This is a genomic window from Micromonospora sp. RTBAU3-60, from assembly GCF_054963695.1.
The window spans coordinates 70,238-89,128 of record NZ_JBUEGB010000003.1 but is presented as its reverse complement, the minus strand read 5'-3'; the positions used below and the strand labels follow the sequence as shown (position 1 = coordinate 89,128).

The following is an 18,891-nucleotide window of genomic DNA, read 5'->3' as shown; positions in this document are numbered from 1 at the left end:
ACGGCCGACGCGTCACCCACCCGGCGGGGAGGGGCCACACCGGCCCCTCCCCGTTCGGTTGCTCAGCCCAGTGGGCCGCGCTCGCGGTGCTCCCGGGGCGAGAGCCCGTACGCGGACCGGAACGCCCGGCTGAAGTGTGCCCGGTCCCGGAAGCCCCAGCGGGCGGCCACCTGGTGGACGGCCTGGTGGCGCAGGCGCGGGTCGGCCAGATCCCGGAAGCAGCCGGCCAACCGCTCGGTGCGGATCATGGCCCCGACGGTCGTGCCGGTGCCCTCGAAGAGCCGGTGCAGCGACCGCAGCGACATGTGGTGCGCCGCCGCCACGGTCGCCGGGGTGAGCGCCGGGTCGGACAGATGCCGCCGGACGAACACCTCGACCCGGGCTCGCAGGCCGGTCTCCCGGACCTCGACGGGCAGCTCCCGCTCGACGTCGAGCCGGCCGGCCAGGGTGCCCGAGATCAGGTCCAGGGCGATCCGGCCCAGCTGGGGCGCGTCGTCCGCCGCGTACTCCTCCGGGTGCGCCACGACTTGCCGCAGGAAGGCGGCGAGCAGCGCGCCCATCCCGCGGTCGGCCGGGATGTCGGCGGCGAGCAGCGCCTCCACCCGGCGTGCGGGCAGCGGCAGCGCCCCGTGCGGCACCAGGACGGTCAGCGTCTCCAGCGGTGCGGCCTCCGTCGGGTCCGGCGCGTGCCGGGACCCGTGCGGGCGGACCGTGTCGATCAAGGCGAAGCTGGACGGATCGAGCGGCCCCGCCCGGCGCTGCTGGAACATCGTGCCGTGCCCGGAGAGAGGCAGGGCGAGCTGGTAGAGCTCCGGGTCGGAGCTGCGGATCAGCCGTGGCGTACGGGCCAGCTCCAGCGACGGGTAGCGCCACGACCCGAGCCGTACCACGCCGAGGTCGATCGCCCGCGCCGAGGCGATGAAGTCGTCCGCGTGAGCACTGCTGATCCGGGCCGCCGCCGACTCGCGGGCGACCAGGTCCTGCCAGAAGTCGAACCGCTCCGCCTCAGGCAGCCACGCGGTGTCGATCGACGCCACGTCGAGGATGACCGGTCACCTCCTGAGCGCGCGGCCCGGCGCCGCGCTTCCCGGATCTAACCAGCCGCCCGGATCGGCCGCACGCCGCGTGCCGACCTGGCCGCCCGGGCCGGGAGAGGCGAGGATGGGTGCGGCCGCCGGTCCGGGTCCGCATCCGCGGTCCGCCGGGCGGCGCGCGACCGCGACGGGTGTGCGCGAACGCCGATGTGACAGACTCGCCGCTCGGCATGTCTCGATGCCCGCGCCGATGGGAGGGACCGATGGGCCTGACGCACCCGAGGGTGGCGACCGGGGTGGTGCTGCTCGCGCTCCTGCCGCTGAGCCTGGCCGGCTGCGGTCTCGGCGGGGACGACGAGGCCCAGGACGCCCCCGACGGCGGGGCGCAGCGGGCACCGGCCGAGGAGGCGGCGGCCAAGAGCCGCGAGCGGGTCCAGGCGTACCTCGACGCGATGGCCGGCAAGGACGTCGACGCGGGCCGCAGCCAGTTCTGCGCCCCCGTGCAGGCCGCCTTCGACGCCGCCGCCACCGGCCCCAACGGCGACTTCGCCGACCACTTCACGGTGCCCCAGGCCACCATCACCGACGTCCGGTCCGGCCCGAACGGCCAGGAGGTCAGCACCTCCGTCACCGTCGCCGTCGGCTCGCGCAAGGCCACCCGGCCGCTGCTGTTCACGGTCACCCGCAGCGGCGCGGACTGGTGCATCTCGAGCGAGGCGCCCGGCGGCCACACCCCCGAACCGTCGATCACCCCCTGACCCGTCCAGCCGGGCTGACCTGCGGTCGGCCGGGGTGTGGCGCTGATCTCCCAACTGCCGGAACCGTCCCCCTCGCCGGCGGGTCGCCCCGGCGGTCGCCGTACGCTTTCTGTCATGCGCCATGAGTGGCACCAGTTGACCCACCCCGCGGTGGGCAGCCCGGGACTCCAGACCAGTCGCCCGACCGCCGACTCCGCCGAGGACGCGGCCCTCGGCCTGGACCGCTGGCGGGAGCTTCCCCGCGCGCAGACCCCGCCGTGGCCGGACCCGGCCCGGGTCGCCGAGGTCTGCAAGGTGCTCGACACGGTGCCCTCGGTGGTCGCGCCGTACGAGGTCGACCAACTCCGGCAGCGCCTCGCGCTGGTCTGCGAGGGCAAGGCGTTCCTGCTCCAGGGCGGCGACTGCGCGGAGACCTTCGCCGACAACACCGAGAGCCACCTGCTGGCCAACGCCCGCACCCTGCTCCAGATGGCGATCGTGCTGACGTACGGCGCATCGCTGCCGGTGGTCAAGGTGGCCCGGGTCGCCGGGCAGTACACCAAGCCCCGGTCGCTGCCGACGGACGCCCGAGGCCTGCCGGCGTACCGCGGGGACATGATCAACTCGCTGGAGGCCACGCCGGAGGCGCGGGTCGCCGACCCGCAGCGCATGATCCGGGCGTACGCCAACTCGGCCGCCGCGATGAACATGCTCCGGGCGTACCTGGCCGGCGGGCTCGCCGACCTGCACGCGGTGCACGACTGGAACAAGGACTTCGTCAAGCAGTCGCCGGCCGGCGAGCGCTACGAGGCGATCGCCCGCGAGATCGACCGGGCGCTGGCCTTCATCCGGGCCTGCGGGATGACCGACGACGAAGCACTGCGCACGGTCACCCTCTACTGCTCCCACGAGGCGCTGGCGCTGGAGTACGACCGGGCGCTCACCCGGATCTCCGGCAGCCGGGCGTACGGACTGTCCGGGCACTTCCTGTGGGTCGGCGAGCGGACCCGGCAGCTCGACGGGGCGCACCTCGACTTCATCTCCCGGATCGCCAACCCGATCGGCGTCAAGCTCGGCCCGACCACCACCCCGGACGAGGCCATCGAGCTCTGCGAGAAGCTCAACCCGGACAACATCCCCGGCCGGCTCACCCTGATCAGCCGGATGGGCAACCACCGGGTCCGGGACGCCCTGCCGCCGATCGTCGCCAAGGTCACCGCGGCCGGCGCCAAGGTGGTCTGGCAGTGCGACCCGATGCACGGCAACACCCACGAGTCCTCGAACGGCTACAAGACCCGGCACTTCGACCGGATCGTCGACGAGGTGCTCGGCTACTTCGAGGTGCACCGCGGCCTGGACACCCACCCGGGCGGCCTGCACGTCGAGCTGACCGGCGAGGATGTCACCGAGTGCCTCGGCGGCGCTCAGGGCATCGAGGACCTCGACCTGCCCGATCGGTACGAGACCGCCTGCGACCCGCGACTGAACACCCAGCAGTCGCTGGAGCTGGCCTTCCTGGTGGCGGAGATGCTGCGTGGCTGACGCGAGGAGTGAGCTTACGAGCCCCGCAGCCGGCAGCCGAAAGGATCACTGTGGCTGACTTCATTGATCTTCGTTCCGACACGGTGACCCGGCCCACCGCCGGGATGCGGGAGGCGATGGCCTCCGCCGAGGTCGGCGACGACGTGTACGGCGAGGACCCCACCGTCGCCGCGCTGGAGGCCGAGGTCGCCGCCCGCTTCGGGCACGAGGCGGCGCTGTTCGCCCCGAGCGGCTCGATGGCCAACCAGATCGCGCTCCAGCTCGTCGTGCCGCACGGCGAGGAGCTGCTCTGCGACGCCGACGCGCACGTCGTCACGTACGAGATCGGCGCGGCGGCCGCGTACGGCGGAATCTCGTCGCGGACCTGGCCGGCGGTCGGCGCGGAGATCGACCCGGACGTGGTGGCCGGGATGGTCCGGCCCGACGGTTACTTCGCGGTGCCGACCCGGGCGATCGCCGTCGAGCAGACCCACAACCGGGGCGGCGGCGGGGTGATCCCGCTCGCCACCCTGCGTGAGCTGCGCCGGGTCGCCGACGACCACGGGCTCGCCCTGCACTGCGACGGCGCCCGGATCTGGCACGCGCACGTCGCCGACCAGGTGCCGCTGGCGGATTACGGTGCCCTTTTCGACACCATGTCCGTCTGCCTTTCCAAGGGCCTCGGCGCGCCGGTCGGCTCGCTGGTGTTGGGCAGCGCCGAGAAGATCGAACGGGCCCGGTGGATCCGCAAGCGGATGGGTGGCGGCATGCGGCAGGTCGGCATCCTGGCCGCCGCCGGCCGGTACGCCCTGGCCCACCACGTCGAGCGGCTCGCCGAGGACCACGCCAAGGCGGCGCGGCTGGCCGAGGCCATCGCCCCCTACGGCGTGCTCGCCATGCCGGTGCGGACCAACATCGTCCCGCTCGACCTGACCAAGCACCCGCTCGACGCGAAGGCCCTCGCGGCCGCCGCCCGGGCGGAGGGCGTGCTGGTCTCGGTGCTCGGCCCGCGTACCGCCCGCCTGGTCACCCACCTGGACGTCGCCGACGCCGCCATCGACCGCGCCGCGGAGATCTTCACCCGCATCCTCCGCGCCTGACCGCCCCGCCTTGTTGATCAAGGAGTTTGCGTCCGCCGGGCGTTTTCCGACGCAAACTTCTTGGTCAACGCCGGCCGGGGGTCGGGCAGGGGCCGCGCGGGGGGGGCGTTCAGGGGTGGAGGCGTTTGAGGGTGGCGATGTCGGCGGCGTGACCGACGTGCTTCTCCGTCGGGGTCTCCACCACCACCGGGATGCCCGCGGTGGCCGGGTGCCGCATCAGCTCGGCGAACGCCGGCTCGCCGATGGTGCCCTTGCCGATGTTCTCGTGCCGGTCCCGGGTCGAGCCGCACAGGTCCTTCGAGTCGTTCGCGTGCACCAGCTTCAGCCGGTCCGCCCCGACGGCGACGACCAGGGCGTCCAGCGTCGCGGTCATCCCGCCCTCGGCGGCCAGGTCGTGCCCCGCCGCCCAGGCATGGCAGGTGTCGAAGCAGACCCCCATCATCGGGTGGTGGTCCACCGCGTCCAGGTAGGGGCCCAGGTGCTCCACCCGGGAGGCCAACGACCGGCCGCCCCCGGCGCTCGGCTCCACCAGCAGCATCGGCCCGCCGCTGGTCGCCGCCTCGTCCAGCAGCGGCAGCAGGGCCTCGCGTACCTGGCGCATCGCCGCCTCGGCGTGCCCCGCGTCCACCGCGCTGCCGGCGTGGAACACCACACCCTCGGCGCCGATCGCCCGGCCCCGGCGCAGCGCGTGCGCCAAGGTCTGCGCCGACCGTTCGACCGTGGCCGGGGTAGGGGAGCCCAGGTTGACCAGCAGCGACGCGTGGATGAAGACCGGCACGCCCCGCTCGCCGCAGCCGTCCCGGAACAGCGCGTCCTGCGCCGGGTCGCCCGCCGGCAGGGCCCAGCCCCGAGAGTTGGAGACGTAGACCTGCACCACCTCGGCGGCGGCCGCGTCGACGTACGGCAGCGCCGCCCTCGCCAGGCCACCTGAGGTGGGGGTGTGCGAGCCGACCGGCCGCCGCACGCTCACCGGACCATCCTTCGTTCGCGACTGCGGGGCTCGCCGGCCCGACTCACTCCGCGCGCTCACCGGCACGTCTTTCGTTCGCGGCTGCGGGGCTCGCATGCCCGACTCACTCCGCGCGCTCACAGGCACGTCACCGTGACGGTGGTGCCCGGCGGCACCGGTGTGTTCTCTGGCGGGTTCTGGAAGCGGGCCACGCCGTTGGGGTTGAGCTGGAGGTTGGCCGGGAAGCCCTGGCTCTCCAGCACCTGCTTCGCCTGCTGGCAGGGCAGGTCGATCACCCGGGGCACGGGCACCTGCGGCGGCCCCTTGCTGATCTCCAGCTTGACCTGGGCGCCCTTCTCCACCCCGGTGCCGTCGGCCGGGCTCTGGCCGAGGATCTCGTCCTTCGGCTTGTCCGAGTCCTTGTACGACTCCACCGGGGTCAGCCCGAGCTGGGCGAGGATGCCCCGGGCGTCGTTGAGGTTCTTGCCCACCAGGTTCGGCACGCTGACCGGGGCACGGCCCTTGCTCAGCATCACCGTCACCTTCGTGCCCGGCTTGACCACCGTGCCCACCTTCGGGTCGGTGGCCACCACCACCCCGGCGGGCAGTTCGTCGTCGTACCGGGCGGAGCCCTTGACCACCACCAGCTTGGCGTCGGTCAGCTCGGCCTGGGCCAGCTCGAAGTCCTTGCCCACCACGTCCGGCACCGGCAACTGCTCCGGACCGAGCGACAGGGTCAGCGTGATTGTGCCGCCCTTGAGGATCCGGGCCGCGGAGGCCGGGTTCTGCCCCAGCACGCTGTCCTTCGGCACCTTCTCGTCATAGCGGGGATCGGCGTACTTCACGGTGAAGCCGCCCCGGGTGGCCTGCGCCTCCGCGTCGGCCTTGGTGAGGCTCACCAGCTGTGGGGCGACCGTGTAGCGCCCCACCCCGAACCACCAGCCGCCGACCGCGGCCACCAGGCCGAGCACCACGGCCGCCGCGGCGACCGCCAGCCGGCCCCGGGGCGAGCCCATCACCCGGGTACGCAGCTCGGTCAGCCGACCGCCCAGGTTGCCGCCCTCAGCGGCGGCCCGGCGGCGGTGCGGGCGCTGCCCGCCACCCTCGGGCAGCCGGGCCCAGGCGGGACGCTCGGCCGGGCGGACCGCCGCCACCACCATGGTCGGCTGGGCCATCGGGCTGTTCCCGTCGGACAGCTGCCGCAGCACCGTGGTGTGCGAGTTGGCGTTGCCCAGGTCGTCCCGGGCCACCTGCACCTCGGCCAGCAGGGCGCCGGCGTCGGTGGGGCGGGCGCCCGGATCGCGCCGGGTGGCCCGGCCGACCAGGTCGTCGAGGACCTTCGGCAGGCTCGGGACCAGGGTCGACGGGGGCGGCACGTCCCGGTCGACGTGCTGCCAGGCGACGTCCACCGGGCGGTCGCCGTCGTATGGCACCCGGCCGGTGAGCATCTCGAACAGCACGATGCCGGCGGAGTAGACGTCGGTGCGCGGATCCGCGTGGCCCTCGGTGACCAGCTCCGGCGCGACGTACGCCACGGTGGCCATGAGCTGGTTGCCGTTCTCCTCGGCGCTCGCCTCGACCGCGCGGGCCAGCCCGAAGTCGGCCACCTTGACCACGCTGTCCACCAGGTTGGCGGTGCCGCCGGTGGGCGCCTCGGCGACCAGCACGTTCTCCGGCTTGACGTCGCGGTGCACCAGGCCGGCGCGGTGCGCGGCGGCGATCGCCGCGAGCATCTGCTCGGCGATCGCCAGGGCCTCGTCCGGGTTGAGCCGGCGCCGTTCGGCGAGGACATCGCGCAGGGTGCGGCCCCGGACGTACTCCATCACCAGGTAGGGGAGGCCGGCGTGGGTGCCCTGGTCGTAGACCGCCACCACGTTCGGGTGGGTCAGCCGGGCGATGGTCTTCGCCTCGTCGGTGAACCGCTCCACGAAGCCGGCCATCCGGGCCCGGGCCTCGGGAGCCTGGGTCGGGTGAATGATCTTGACCGCCACGGTGCGCTCCAGGCGCTCGTCGGTGGCGGTGTACACGGTCGCCATGCCGCCACGGGCCACGCGACCGCGAATGCGGTAGCGCCCGTCGATCAGCGAGCCCAGCAACGTGTCGGCGACCTGTGTGTCCATCGGCAGGCAGTCTATGTGTCGGGAGGGTGAAGGTTGAACAGGATGCTACAGCCGGGGGCCGACAACGCTCCCGCCACGCGCGTCCGGGCTGGTCGTGCCGCATCCGGAGGTGCCCGACGGGGTGCCGCCGGCCCGGGCCGTCCCGGCCCGTGGCAGGGTGGTCGGGTGACCGAATCCGTACCCGCCGCCACCGGCGCCGACCTGCCCGGACCGGCCGACCCGGCCGCCTGGCTGACCCTGCCGGACGTGGCCGAGCGTCTCGACCTGTCGATCAGCAAGGTGCACCAGATGATCCGCGACCGGGAGCTGATCGCGGTACGCCGCGACGGCGTCCGCCGCGTACCGGCCGACCTGGTGGCCAACCGCACCGTGCTCAAGCACCTGCCCGGCGTGCTCAACCTGCTCGCCGACGCGGGGTACGACGACGAGGAGGCGCTGCGCTGGCTCTACGAGGAGGACCCCACCCTCCCCGGCACGCCGGCCGCCGCCCTCGGCGGCGACCAGGCCCGCGAGGTCAAACGCCGCGCCCAAGCCCTCGGCTTCTGACCCACCCACCCACCCCACCCGTCCACCCACCCCGTCTCCCTGTTGACCATGAAGTTGTTGCCATGACACGCCGAGGAGCGCGGCAATAACTTCATGATCAACCAGGGCCCTGGGTGGGGGTGGGGGCGGGGTGGGGTGGGTTAGTCGGTGCGGCGGGTGGCGGCGATGGCCAGGTCGACCAGGGCCTGCCGGGCCTCGGTGTCCAGGTCGACCGTGGTGAGGGCGGCCAGCGCGCTCTCGGTCAGCGCGGCGATCCGCCCCTCGGTACGCTCCAGCGCCCCGCTCGCCGTGATCAGCTCACGCAGCCGGGTCACCCCGGCGGCGTCCAGCCCCGGGTCGCCGAGCCCGCCGAGCAGCAGCTCCCGGCCGGCGTCGTCGACCGCCTCCAGGGCCGCCGCCACCAGGTACGTCCGCTTGCCCTCGCGCAGGTCGTCGCCGGCCGGCTTGCCGGTGCGCTCCGGGTCCCCGAAGACCCCCAGCACGTCGTCGCGCAGCTGGAACGCCTCGCCCAGCGGCAGCCCGTACGCCGAGTACGCCGCGTGCACCTCGGCCGGGGCGTCGGCCAGCGCGGCGCCCAGCAGCAGCGGCCGCTCGACCGTGTACTTCGCCGACTTGTAGCGGGCCACCTTGCCCGCCCGCTCCCGCGAGGTGTCCCCGGTGGCCTGGGTCAGCACGTCGAGGTACTGCCCGACGGTCACCTCGGTGCGCATCTCGTCGAAGACCGGCCGGGCCCGGGCCACCGTGCGCGGCTCGAGGCCGGCGGAGTGCAGCAGCTCGTCCGACCAGACCAGGCAGAGGTCGCCCAGCAGGATCGCGGCGGCGTCCCCGAAGCCGTCCGGGTCGCCGCTCCAGCTGGCCGCCCGGTGCCGGGCCGCGAACCGCCGGTGCACAGCCGGCTCCCCGCGGCGGGTGTCGGAGCGGTCCATCAGGTCGTCGTGGATCAGGGCGCTGGCCTGCACGAACTCCAGCGCGGCCAGGGCGGCCACCACCTGGTCGGAGTCGAGCCCGCCGGCACCCCGGTAGCCCCAGTACGCGAAGGCCGGGCGCAGCCGCTTCCCGCCTCCCAGCACGAACGCCTCGATCGCCTCGGCGACCGGCACCAGGCCGTCGTCGACGGCGGTCAGCCAGCCGCGCTGGCCGGCGAGGAACTCGGTGAGGGCCTTGTCGATCCGCTGACGCAGGCCGGCGCGGTCGACGGGGGATACGGGAGCAGCGTGAGTCACGCCAGAACGCTAGCCGGTCCCCGGCGGTCGCGTCGTGCCGCCATGGCGAGGTTTCGACGGTGGTCGACGGGATCCCGCCGCGCCGGTCCCGCCCCCGCGCCACCGGCCCGAGCAGCGGCACGGCGGGCCCCGGGCGACCCAGCGCCACCAGGGTGCGGCCGGTCAACGCGGCCAGTTCGGTCTCGTCGAGCCAGTACAGCCACGGTGGCTCCCGACCCGGTTCGGGCCCGCCGGTCCGCTCGGCGGCATCGAGGGCCGGCCGAGCGGCGCGCGACCGGCCGGCCAGCGCGGCGGCGAACGCCACCCGGTGCAGCAGCAGCGCCCGCAGCCCGGGGGAGGCGGCGTCGCGGGCGCCGGAATAGCCGATCCGGGCCAGCGTCAGCGCGCCCACCGGGTCCCCGGCCCCGGCCAGCAGGTGGCTGGCCGACCCGAGGACGTGCCCGGCGAGCGCCGGGTCGCCGGCGGCCACCGCCGCGCGCAGCGCCAGCCGGTAGGCGTCCAGGCCGCCGGTCAGGTCCCCGGCATCGGCCGCGAGCCAGCCGGCGAGCTGGGCCGACTCGGCCAGCACGGGCAGCAGCCGGCGGCGGCCGGCCGGCCCGGCGACGGTGAGCGCCCGGGCCGCGCGGCGCAGCCGGTGGGCGCCGTGGCCGGCCAGGTCGGCCCCGCCCAGCAGGTCGTCCCAGCGCCGCAGCTCGGCCAGGTCGCCGCCGGGGGCCGCCGGCCCGCCCGCCACCGGGTCCGCCGGCCCGCTGGTCACCGGGTCCGCCGGCCCGCCCGGCACCGGGACCGGCCCGGTCTCCCGGCCCGGGCCCGCCGCCCCGCCGGACGGCCCGGTCAGGACGGGGCCGGCGAGCGGACCGCCCAACGACACCCTGGACGGGTCGGCCGACCAGCGGCGCGCCAGGGTGAGCAGGGCCAGCCGGGCCCGGGAGCCGGCCCGGTCGACCGCCGCCGGCACGGCGCCGAGCCGACTGCTGCGCGCTGCGGCCTCGGCGAGCAGCTCGCCCGGCGCCCCGAGGACCACGGCCAGCCAACCCAGCCAGAAGTCGCCGGGCAGGCGGCGCTGCCGTTCCCACCGGGAGACCTCGTGCCGGGTCAGGGTCGGCACGCCGGCGGCGGCACAGAGCTCGGCGGCCATCCGCTGCTGGCTCCAGCCGCGCGCTGACCGCAGCTCGGCCAAGAGCGGCCCGAACAGGTGCGGACCGGGTGGCGGGATCGGGATCATCGGTCCTCCGGAGGGCGTCGGCGCGGATGGCGACGCGGACCGGCGGTGCCGGACCGGCGGGTCGCCGGGCGTGCTGACCCCCACGCGGGCCCCCGGGGCCGGCCACCGGCCGGCGCCCACCGCGCTTGCCCTTTCCTACTCCGTGGGTGCGACGCTTTGTCCGGCGCTGTTCGCGGGGTGGGAAGACCTGGGTACGACGGGACGCGCCGGTTACAGTCGGGACGTGGCGCTCGGTCTTCCCTCGGTCTTCCCGAACCCTCAGCCGGCCATCGGGGAGCTGATCCGCGACGGCCAGCCGACCTTCTCGTTCGAGTTCTTCCCGCCGAAGACCCCGCAGGGCGAGCGCCTGCTCTGGCAGGCCATCCGCGAGCTGGAGTCGCTGCGCCCGTCGTTCGTCTCGATCACCTACGGCGCGGGCGGCTCGACCCGGGACACCACCGTCGCGGTGACCGAGCGGATCGCCACCGAGACCACCCTGCTGCCGATGGCGCACCTGACCGCGGTGAACCACTCGGTCGCCGAGCTGCGGCACGTCATCGGCCGGCTGGCCTCCGTCGGCGTCCGCAACGTGCTGGCCGTGCGGGGCGACCCGCCGGGCAACCCGGGCGGCGAGTGGGTCCGGCACCCGGAGGGCGTGGAGTACGCCGAGGAGCTGGTCCGGCTGGTCCGCGACGCGGGCGACTTCAGCGTCGGGGTGGCGGCCTTCCCGTACAAGCACCCGCGCTCATCCGACGTGGCCAGCGACACGAAGTACTTCGTCCGCAAGTGCCGGGCGGGGGCCGAGTTCGCCATCACCCAGATGTTCTTCGACGCCGACGACTACCTGCGGCTGCGGGACCGGGTGGCGGCCGCCGGCTGCGACACCCCGATCCTGGCCGGCGTGATGCCGGTGACCCAGATGGGCACCATCGAGCGCTCCGTGCAGCTCTCCGGCGCGCCGTTCCCGCCGGCCCTGGCCGAGCGGTTCGCCCGGGTGGCCGACGATCCGGAGGCGGTCCGTCGGCTCGGCATCGAGCAGGCCAGCGAGATGTGCGCGAAGCTGCTGGACGAGGGCGTGCCGGGGATCCACTTCATCACCCTCAACCGGTCCACCGCCACCCGCGAGGTCTGGCAGCAGCTCCAGGCCGCGGCACGGGTCTGACCGGCCGACCCACGTCAGCCGCCCCGCCCTTCTACGGTTGATCCCGTGGCGGGCACGCAGCTGAACTGGGACCAGTACGCGACCGCGTGGGCGCGGCTGCACGGCGGCTTCGACCCCCGCGTCGCCGCGCCGGTGGTCCGTGCCTGGCTGCGGTTCGCCTACCACCTGGGATACGTGCTGGGCCGGCTGCGGGTCGGCCCGACCCCGGTGACCGTGGTCGGGGTGCTGCTCTGCGCCTGCGTACCGCTGCTGGTCGGGCGGCCGGGTGACGGGCCGTTCCTCGGCGCGCTGTTCGTGCTGCTCGCCGCGGTGGCGGACAGCGTCGACGGTGCCGTCGCGGTGACCACCAACCGCACCACCCGGCTCGGCTACGTCTACGACTCCGTCGCCGACCGGCTCGGTGAGGCCGCCTGGCTGACCGCGTTCTGGCTGCTCGGTGCGCCGGGCGCGCTGGTCGCCGCGGCCGGTGGCCTCTCCTGGCTGCACGAGTACGTCCGGGCCCGGGCGGTCGCCGCCGGGATGCGGGAGATCGGCGTGGTGACCGTGGGGGAGCGACCCACCCGGGTCTGCGTGGCCCTGGTCGGGCTGCTGGTCGCCGGGCTCACCGGGCTGATCGACGCCGACGTGGCCGCCGGCACCATCACCATGGCCGCCACGGTCTGGGTGCTGCTGGCCGGCTACGGCCTCGGGCAGCTCCTCGCCGCCGTCCGCCGCGCCCTCGTCGACGCCGGCTGACCGCCGCCTCGGCCCCGCTCGGTCCGCCGCCGGTCGCGCGCCGCGGGATCGCCGATCCGGCGGTATCCGCCCGTCCCGTTTCGCGCGAGATCGCCGATCCGGCGGTCTCCGCCCGCCGCGTTCCCGCCAGGTCGGCGAGGTGGCGGGAACGCCCGCCAGGTCGGCGAGGTGGCGGGAACGGCCCGCGAGATAGCCGAGGTGGCGGGAACGGCCCGCCAGGGGCCGGCGAGCGGCGGGCTACCAGGCCGGGCCGATCTCGTCGGCGACGATCTGGGCCGACAGGGTGACCATCGGGAGGCCACCGCCGGGGTGGGTGGAGCCGCCGACCAGCCACAACCCGGCCGCCGGACCCCGGTTGGCCGGACGCAGCAGGCCACCCGCGGTGCCGTAGATCGACCCGCCCGGCGCGCCGGTCGCCGCGTCCAGGTCGGCCGGCGTACGGATCTCGCGGAACACCAGCCGGTCCCGGACGTCCACGCCCCGCTCGGCGAGCACGTCGAGGATCCGGTCGGCGTACGCCTCGGCCAGCCCCGGCCGCCGCCAGTCGACCGCGCCCGCGGCGGTGCCGTGGCGGGCGGCGTTGACCAGAACGAACCACGCCTCGTGCCGGTCCGGGCGGACGGTCGGGTCGTCGGCCACGGTGACGAAGACCGTCGGGTCGAGCGCCGGCCGGGCCCGGATCCCCCGCCCCGGGTCGCCGAAGACCGCGTCGAACTCGGCGTCGTGGTCGCGGGGGAAGAAGACGGTGTGGTGCGCCAGCCCGGAGTCGCCGCGTACGCCGAGCAGCAGCACGAAGCCGGCCAGGCTGCGGTCGGTGAGCCCGGCCAGCCGGCGCGGGGTGGGCAGCAGGTCCCGGTAGAGGGTGAGCGCGTCCACGTTGGCCACCACCACGTCGGCGGGGACCGGGGCGGCCACCCCGGCGAGGCGTACCCCGTGCACCCGGCCGCCGGCCGCGTCGATCCGGGTGACCGCGGTCCCGGTCTGCACCACCACGCCCAGGTCCAGGCAGCGGGACAGCAGCGCGTCGGCGAGGCTGCCCAGCCCGCCCCGCAGGTACCAGCCGCCGTACGCCAGCTCGGCGTAGGGGACGGCGACCAGCGCGGCCGGGGCGTGGCGCGGGTCGGCGCCGGTGTAGGTGGCGTACCGGTCGAGCAGCATCCGCAGCCGCAGGTCGGACAGGTGGCGGCGGCCGAGCCCGCGCAGGCTGCGGCCGGGGGCGATCGCGGCGAGGTCGCCGAGCCGCCAGGCCAGCGCGGCCAGGTCCCGGGGAGAGTCGATGGCGCGGCGCAGGACGTCCCGGTGCGACGCCGCCCAGACTCGGGTGGCCCGCCGCCAGAGGCGCTGCCAGTCGGCGGCGGCCCGGTCCCCGAACGCCGCGCCGATCCGGGCGGCGAACTCGGCCGGGTCGGCGCAGGAGTCCAGGGTGCCGCCGTCGGGGAACACGTGCCGGACGATCGGGTCCAGCGGCACCAGGTCGAGATACTCGTCGAGCTTCGCGCCGGTCGCCTCGAACAGGTCGTGGAAGACCTGCGGCAGGGTGACCAGGCTCGGCCCGGTGTCGAAGCGGTACGACCCCTCGGGCGTGCCGTGGACGTACCGGCCGAGCTTGCCGCCGACCGTGTCGGCGCGCTCGAAGACGGTGACCTCGTGCCCGGTGACCGCCAGCCGAGCGGCGGCGGCCAGCCCGCCGACCCCGGCGCCGATGACCACGATCCGCGCCATGCCCCGCCCCCCTAGCCGACCGGGCGACCCCGCCAGGTGAGCCGGCGTCGCTTCCGCAGATGGTACGACCGCAGGGTCAGCCAACCGAGGACCACGACCGACACGGGGTGTGTCAGCGCGTCGGGCCAGGCCCGCCCGCCGGTGGCCCGGGCGCTGAGCACCCGCCCGGCGACGCCCAGCAGATAGGCCAGGAACGCGAGCCCGGCCACCGCCGGCGCGCCGGCCGCCAGCGCACCCACCGCGAGCAGCGGGGGCGCGGTCCAGAGCAGGAGCAGCAGCGCCACCACCAGCGCGGCCGCGGACGGGTGCCCGAACGAGGCCCAGAGCGACTTGGTGTAGCCGTCGCGCAGCTGCGGCCAGGTCTCGTACATCCGGCAGGCGGCCAGCCGGGAGCCGTCTGCCAGGGCGATCCGGCCGCCCGCGCGCTTCACCGCCCGGGCCATCTCGATGTCCTCCAGGACCCGGCCGGCGACCGCGGCGTGCCCGCCGGCCCGCAGGTAGCCGGCCCGGTCCACCACCAGGAACTGCCCGCCCGCCGCGGCCAGCGACGGCCGCGGCGAGCGTTCCATCGCGCGCAGCGGCAGGAAGGTCAGCCACAACCACTGCAGCAGCGGCTGCACCAGGCGGTCGGCCGCCGTCCGCACCACGATCCGGGGGTACGGCGACAGCAGCGTCGCGCCCGCCGCGCGCAGCTCGGTCACCGCCGCCGCGACGGCGTACGGGGTGAGCACCACGTCCGCGTCGACGAAGGCCAGCACGGTCGGGGCCGGTCCGGTCCGGGTGGCGAGTTGCCAGCAGGCGTGCGGCTTGCCCAGCCAACCCGGCGGCGGGGCGGCCCCGGTGAGCAGGGTGAGCCGCGGGTCGTCGCCGGCCACCGCGCGGACCACGTCGGCGGTGCCGTCGGTGGAGCCGTCATCGAGTACCACGATGCGCAGGTCGGGCACGCCGCGCTGGGCGAGCAGCGCGCGCAGGGAGGGGCCTACCCGGTCGGCCTCGTCGCGCAGCGGCAGCAGCACCGCCACCGCCTCGGTCACCTCGACCGGGCCAGCGGCGGGGCGGCGCAGCCAGCGGGTGGCGTTGACCCAGGTGTGTGCGGTGAGCGCGGCGACCGCGACGACCAGGGCGAGGACGAGGACTGCGCTCATGCCGGCACTCCGCTGCGCTTCGTGCCGTCATGAGGCACCACGGCGCTGCACTGATGATTCGCTCGCTGACGCTCGCTCATGACAGCACTCCGCTTCGCTCCGTGCCGTCATGAGGCACCACGGCGCTGTGCTGATGATTCGCTCGCTGACGCTCGCTCATGCTGGCGCGTCGACGCCGGGGCGGGCGGCCGCGTCCACCTCCCGGCGGTCGGCGGCGGGGCGGCGGGCGCGGAGCAGCGTCACCGCCAGCGGCACGGCGGCCACCGCCATGCCGAGCGCACCCCAGGCCGCCGAGGCGGGCAGGCGGAGGAAGACCGCGTGCGCCAGCACGCTGGAGCCGTAGGTCCACAGGTAGAGCGCGAACATCGGCGCGTCCCGCCGGTCGGTGCGGTCGACGGCCGGCCCGGCGAGCGGGCGCAGCGCACTCGTCAGCAGCACCGCGAAGAGCAGCCAGCCGAGGTAGTTGCCGGCCGGGACGCCGGGCAGGCCGGGCAGGGCCGGGGTGGGGTCCCGCCAGACCCAGTAGCCCTCGGCCACCATCTGCGGGTCGAGGAAGAGGTCCCAGGCCGCCAGCCCGACCGCGGCCAGCGCGATCCGGCCGGGCCGGGACGCGGTGAGCCGGACCGCGGTGAGCCAGGCCGGCCAGGCCATCCAGGTCCAGGCCAGGGGGATGATCAGCGGCACCCCGGCCAGCTTCGGGCCCAGCTCCCCGGAGTAGTCGTAGCTGCCGAACGGGAAGCCCGTCGCCACCCCGAGCGCCTCCACGGCGAACCCGCCGCCGGTGGCCACCGCGACCAGCGCGACCCCGGTACGCGTACCCCGGGTGAGCAGCGCGTGCCCGACGGAGAGCAGGTACCCGAGTCCGACCGTGGCCACGGTCAGCCCCGCCCGGGTGGTGCCGGCGGTGAGCGGGTAGCCGATCTGGGCGAGGACCAGGCCGGCCAGCAGCGCCCAGGGCAGCCGGCTCCGGATCACGGCGCGGCGGGGGCGGGGCCGCCGCCGGGGGCCGGCGAGGCCAGCGGCAGGTCCCGGCCGAGCACGCCGAACGGTCGCTCGTCGCCGGGAAAGTGGAAGTTGCGCAGGATGTCGACGAAGCCGAACCGCCGGTACAGCCGCCAGGCCCGGGACTGCTGCTCGTCGGCCTCGGGCGTGGACAGCAGGGTGGTCGTCCCCTCCGCCATGGTGAGCAGGGCGCGCAGCTGGCCGGCGCCGAGGCCGTGCCCCTGCGCGGGCGGGCGGACGTGCAGTTCCACCACCTCGAAGCAGTGGGTCAGCCAGCGCTGCCGGGCCTCGGTGTCCAGCGCCCGGTGCACCTGGTCGTGCCACCACTGGCCGGCGGCGCCGAGGTAGCCGTACCCGAAGCCGGCCAGGTGCCCCTCGCTGGTGAGGCTGGCGACGGCGCGGAAGCCGGGGCGGCGGACGTGGGTGGCGATGTAGCCGCGCCGGGCCTCCAGCAGGTCGGCGCGGTAGCCCATCGCCTCGCCGTAGACGGCCACCACGTCGTCCAGCCGCCGGACCAGATCGTCCGGCGTCCACCGCACCAACCTCATGCGCGTCCTCTCGCCGTTTCCGGGTCGCCCTCGGCGGCCCACCCCAGCACCGCCCGGTCGCCGACCACGTCGCCCACCGCGAACCGGGCGAACAGCTCCTCCGCGTACCAGCCCTCGGTCGGGGTACGCGTGATCGCGGCCCGGTGCTCGGGCTGACGGTACGCGAACGCGACCAGGTCCGCCGCGTCGCGCCACACACTCACCGTGCCCTGCCAGCCCAGCGGGGCCTCGCCGACGCCGAACCGCACGAGCAGCCCGGGCGCGGCGTGCAGCGCGGCGGCGACCGGCGGGACCGCCCGCCAGAAGGCGACCGCCCGGCGGGTCCGCAGCCGGGCCCGGGTCAGCGCCAGCACCGGCCCACCGACCGGGCCGCCGGACGGCTCGCCGAACGGCCGCCGGCCGGACCACGCGCCCCGGCTGGTCAACGGGCGCAGCTCCAGCCGGACCGAGGAGCGGGCGATCCGGGCCCAGGACCGGCCGACCGGGGAGGCGTCGAAGCCGGCCGCCGCGGCCGGGGAGTCCCAGGCCACCAGCGCGGCCCACCGCGTCGGGTCGGCGTCGCCGGGGCCGAAGCCCGTGCCGGTCCCGGTGCCGAGCAGCTTGGCGAACCGGACGCCAGCGGTCCGGCGCAGCCGCGGCGGGTGGACGGCCATCCGGACCAGCGCGCCGGGCACCGCGGCCCGAGGGATCCGCCACACGTGCAGCGTGACGAGTTCGGGCGGGCTCACGCCACCGCTCCGCTTCGCGCCGCGCCGGCGTGAGCCGCCGCGCCGCTGAGCTTGATGGTTCGCTCGCTTCGCTCGCTTCGCTCGCTCACGCCACGTCGGCGGGGGCGCCGGAGGTGATCCGCAGCAGCTCCGCGTACGTGGTGGGGAAGACCGCCTGCGGCACGCCGCCGGCCGCCCACACCTCGTCGTACGCCTGCAGGGCGGTGTCGACCAGGGTGCGCAGCGGCCGGGGGTGGCCGACCGGGGCGACCCCGCCGATCACCTGACCGGTGTGCCGCTTGACGAACTCCGGGGTGGCCCGGCGCAGCCGGGTGACCCCGAGGGACGCGGCCAGCCCGGCGGTGTCCACCCGGTGCGCGCCCGAGGTGAGCACCAGCAGCGGCTCTTCGTCCGCGTCGAAGATGAGCGAGTTGGCGATGGCGCCGACGCCGACGCCGAGCGCCTCGGCCGCCGCCGCAGCGGTGTGCACCGCCTCGGGGAGCAGGCGGACCTGGCTCGGTCCGCCGGAGCCGTCGCGGGCGCCCGCGTCGTCGAGCGTCCGCTGCACCGTCTGCACGTTCGGGTGTGGCTGCATGCCGGTCATTCTCCCTGCCGCGTCCCCTCAGCTGCCCTCGCCCCACCCTGGCGCGTCGATCATGAAGTTGTTGCCCTCGTCCTCGGCGTGTCGCGACAACAACTTCATGATCAACGAGCGGTGCGGGTGGTGATGAGGGCCTCAATGCCGTCGAGGATGCGGGCGAGGCCGAAGTCGAGGGCCTGGTCGCCGGCGGCCTCGGCGGCGGCCGAGCGGAGCGCGACGTCCAGCGCCGGGAAGCGTTCCTCCCGGCCCCGCAGCAGCGTGGCGAACCCGGCCTCCCACGCCTGTCCGGGCGTCTCGGCGGTGCTCGCCGCCGAGTGCTGGGCCAGGTTGCGGGCGTGTCCGATCAGGAGCACCGCGACGTCGAGCTGTTCGCCGCCGGTCAGCCCGGTGCCGGTCAGGGCGGCGACCACCCGTTCCAGCCAGGCCAGCTCGTTGGGGCCGGGCAGCCGGGGGCCGATGGTCGCCGCGTTGGCCCAGGGGTGGTGGCGGAACCGGTCGAACATCTGCCGGGTCCAGTCGTCGAGCTGGCCGCGCCAGTCCGCGCCCGCCCGGGGCGGGGGCGGCTCGCCCATCGCCGCCTCCAGCATCAGGGCGACCAGCTCCGCCTTGCCGGGCACGTACCGGTAGAGCGCCATCTTGGTGACGTCCAGCGACTCGGCGACCCGCTGCATGGTCAGCCCGTCGAGCCCGTCGGCGTCGGCGATGGCGATGCCGGCCCGGGCGATCGCGGCCAGCGTGAGGGTGGGGCGGGGCCCGCGCCGGGGCCCGCTGGGCGTGACCCAGAGCAGCTCGTACAGCCGCCGCATGTCGGCGGTACCGGTTTCCACGGGGCATC

At 75.5% G+C, this 18,891-nt stretch carries 18 protein-coding genes; 7 read left to right on the top strand and 11 right to left on the bottom strand.

Annotation, left to right across the window (positions count from 1 at the left end):
* Positions 1-62: 62 nt before the first annotated feature.
* Entirely contained in the window at positions 63-1,037 is a 975-nt protein-coding gene (locus ACY34I_RS04400; protein ID WP_462752687.1) for an AraC-like ligand-binding domain-containing protein, read from the bottom strand.
* Between the two features lie 260 nt (positions 1,038-1,297).
* Between ACY34I_RS04400 and ACY34I_RS04395 the strand changes: the two genes are divergently transcribed.
* From ACY34I_RS04395 to ACY34I_RS04385, 3 genes are all read left to right on the top strand, one after another.
* Positions 1,298-1,792 (top strand): hypothetical protein, encoded by a 495-nt coding sequence (locus tag ACY34I_RS04395; protein ID WP_462752685.1) that lies wholly within the window; start codon positions 1,298-1,300, stop codon positions 1,790-1,792.
* A 114-nt stretch (positions 1,793-1,906) separates the two neighbouring features.
* On the top strand, positions 1,907-3,313 hold the full coding sequence (locus ACY34I_RS04390; RefSeq protein WP_462752683.1) for a class II 3-deoxy-7-phosphoheptulonate synthase: 1,407 nt from the start codon (positions 1,907-1,909) through the stop codon (positions 3,311-3,313).
* Between the two features lie 50 nt (positions 3,314-3,363).
* A complete protein-coding gene (locus ACY34I_RS04385; RefSeq protein ID WP_462752681.1) occupies positions 3,364-4,392 on the top strand; it encodes a threonine aldolase family protein in 1,029 nt (342 codons plus the stop codon).
* A gap of 109 nt (positions 4,393-4,501) precedes the next feature.
* On the opposite strand, the gene ACY34I_RS04380 is transcribed toward ACY34I_RS04385, so the two are convergent.
* Positions 4,502-5,362 carry a deoxyribonuclease IV gene (locus ACY34I_RS04380; RefSeq protein ID WP_462752679.1) on the bottom strand — a complete coding sequence of 287 codons (861 nt, stop codon included), beginning with the start codon at positions 5,360-5,362 and terminating at the stop codon, positions 4,502-4,504.
* Positions 5,363-5,478: 116 nt separating this feature from the next.
* Complete coding sequence (pknB, locus tag ACY34I_RS04375) at positions 5,479-7,461, bottom strand: Stk1 family PASTA domain-containing Ser/Thr kinase (protein WP_462752677.1); 1,983 nt, start codon at positions 7,459-7,461, stop codon at positions 5,479-5,481.
* 165 nt (positions 7,462-7,626) lie between these two features.
* On the opposite strand from pknB, the gene ACY34I_RS04370 reads away from it, so the two are divergent.
* Positions 7,627-8,007, top strand: coding sequence for an Rv2175c family DNA-binding protein (locus tag ACY34I_RS04370; RefSeq protein WP_148801379.1), 381 nt, complete (start codon positions 7,627-7,629; stop codon positions 8,005-8,007).
* A gap of 140 nt (positions 8,008-8,147) precedes the next feature.
* On the opposite strand, the gene ACY34I_RS04365 is transcribed toward ACY34I_RS04370, so the two are convergent.
* Positions 8,148-9,230, bottom strand: coding sequence for a polyprenyl synthetase family protein (locus tag ACY34I_RS04365; RefSeq protein WP_462752674.1), 1,083 nt, complete (start codon positions 9,228-9,230; stop codon positions 8,148-8,150).
* A gap of 307 nt (positions 9,231-9,537) precedes the next feature.
* On the opposite strand from ACY34I_RS04365, the gene ACY34I_RS04360 reads away from it, so the two are divergent.
* The 3 genes from ACY34I_RS04360 to ACY34I_RS04350 all read left to right on the top strand — a co-directional run bounded on the left by ACY34I_RS04360 (position 9,538) and on the right by ACY34I_RS04350 (position 12,331).
* Positions 9,538-10,395, top strand: a complete 858-nt coding sequence (locus tag ACY34I_RS04360; RefSeq protein WP_462752672.1) for a hypothetical protein — start codon at positions 9,538-9,540, stop codon at positions 10,393-10,395.
* A 283-nt stretch (positions 10,396-10,678) separates the two neighbouring features.
* Complete coding sequence (metF, locus tag ACY34I_RS04355; protein WP_148801382.1) at positions 10,679-11,596, top strand: methylenetetrahydrofolate reductase [NAD(P)H]; 918 nt, start codon at positions 10,679-10,681, stop codon at positions 11,594-11,596.
* A 45-nt stretch (positions 11,597-11,641) separates the two neighbouring features.
* A complete protein-coding gene (locus ACY34I_RS04350; RefSeq protein ID WP_462752669.1) occupies positions 11,642-12,331 on the top strand; it encodes a CDP-alcohol phosphatidyltransferase family protein in 690 nt (229 codons plus the stop codon).
* Positions 12,332-12,568: 237 nt separating this feature from the next.
* On the opposite strand, the gene ACY34I_RS04345 is transcribed toward ACY34I_RS04350, so the two are convergent.
* The 7 genes from ACY34I_RS04345 to ACY34I_RS04315 all read right to left on the bottom strand — a co-directional run bounded on the left by ACY34I_RS04345 (position 12,569) and on the right by ACY34I_RS04315 (position 18,883).
* Positions 12,569-14,053 (bottom strand): phytoene desaturase family protein, encoded by a 1,485-nt coding sequence (locus ACY34I_RS04345; protein WP_462752667.1) that lies wholly within the window; start codon positions 14,051-14,053, stop codon positions 12,569-12,571.
* Between the two features lie 11 nt (positions 14,054-14,064).
* Positions 14,065-15,198 carry a glycosyltransferase family 2 protein gene (locus ACY34I_RS04340; protein ID WP_462752665.1) on the bottom strand — a complete coding sequence of 378 codons (1,134 nt, stop codon included), beginning with the start codon at positions 15,196-15,198 and terminating at the stop codon, positions 14,065-14,067.
* 156 nt (positions 15,199-15,354) lie between these two features.
* The gene (locus ACY34I_RS04335; protein ID WP_462752663.1) at positions 15,355-16,173 is read right to left on the bottom strand and encodes a carotenoid biosynthesis protein; all 819 of its coding nucleotides are present in this window, start codon (positions 16,171-16,173) and stop codon (positions 15,355-15,357) included.
* Positions 16,170-16,748, bottom strand: coding sequence for a GNAT family N-acetyltransferase (locus ACY34I_RS04330; RefSeq protein ID WP_462752661.1), 579 nt, complete (start codon positions 16,746-16,748; stop codon positions 16,170-16,172). Before ACY34I_RS04330 ends, ACY34I_RS04335 begins: the two co-directional genes overlap by 4 nt.
* The gene (locus ACY34I_RS04325; RefSeq protein WP_462752659.1) at positions 16,745-17,476 is read right to left on the bottom strand and encodes a monooxygenase; all 732 of its coding nucleotides are present in this window, start codon (positions 17,474-17,476) and stop codon (positions 16,745-16,747) included. Before ACY34I_RS04325 ends, ACY34I_RS04330 begins: the two co-directional genes overlap by 4 nt.
* 85 nt (positions 17,477-17,561) lie before the next feature.
* Positions 17,562-18,050: a YbaK/EbsC family protein gene (locus ACY34I_RS04320; protein ID WP_148796505.1), complete on the bottom strand. Its 489-nt coding sequence runs from the start codon at positions 18,048-18,050 to the stop codon at positions 17,562-17,564.
* A gap of 110 nt (positions 18,051-18,160) precedes the next feature.
* Positions 18,161-18,883, bottom strand: coding sequence for a TetR/AcrR family transcriptional regulator C-terminal domain-containing protein (locus ACY34I_RS04315; RefSeq protein ID WP_462752657.1), 723 nt, complete (start codon positions 18,881-18,883; stop codon positions 18,161-18,163).
* Between the last annotated feature and the right edge of the window lie 8 nt (positions 18,884-18,891).

Bases quoted from the DNA above. Each gene is read 5' to 3' on its own strand.
- ACY34I_RS04395 (WP_462752685.1), top strand. From the start codon at position 1,298: ATGGGCCTGACGCACCCGAGGGTGGCGACCGGGGTGGTGCTGCTCGCG.
- ACY34I_RS04390 (WP_462752683.1), top strand. From the start codon at position 1,907: ATGCGCCATGAGTGGCACCAGTTGACCCACCCCGCGGTGGGCAGCCCG.
- pknB (WP_462752677.1), bottom strand. From the start codon at position 7,461: ATGGACACACAGGTCGCCGACACGTTGCTGGGCTCGCTGATCGACGGG.
- ACY34I_RS04345 (WP_462752667.1), bottom strand. From the start codon at position 14,053: ATGGCGCGGATCGTGGTCATCGGCGCCGGGGTCGGCGGGCTGGCCGCC.
- ACY34I_RS04340 (WP_462752665.1), bottom strand. From the start codon at position 15,198: ATGAGCGCAGTCCTCGTCCTCGCCCTGGTCGTCGCGGTCGCCGCGCTC.
- ACY34I_RS04330 (WP_462752661.1), bottom strand. From the start codon at position 16,748: ATGAGGTTGGTGCGGTGGACGCCGGACGATCTGGTCCGGCGGCTGGAC.
- ACY34I_RS04320 (WP_148796505.1), bottom strand. From the start codon at position 18,050: ATGCAGCCACACCCGAACGTGCAGACGGTGCAGCGGACGCTCGACGAC.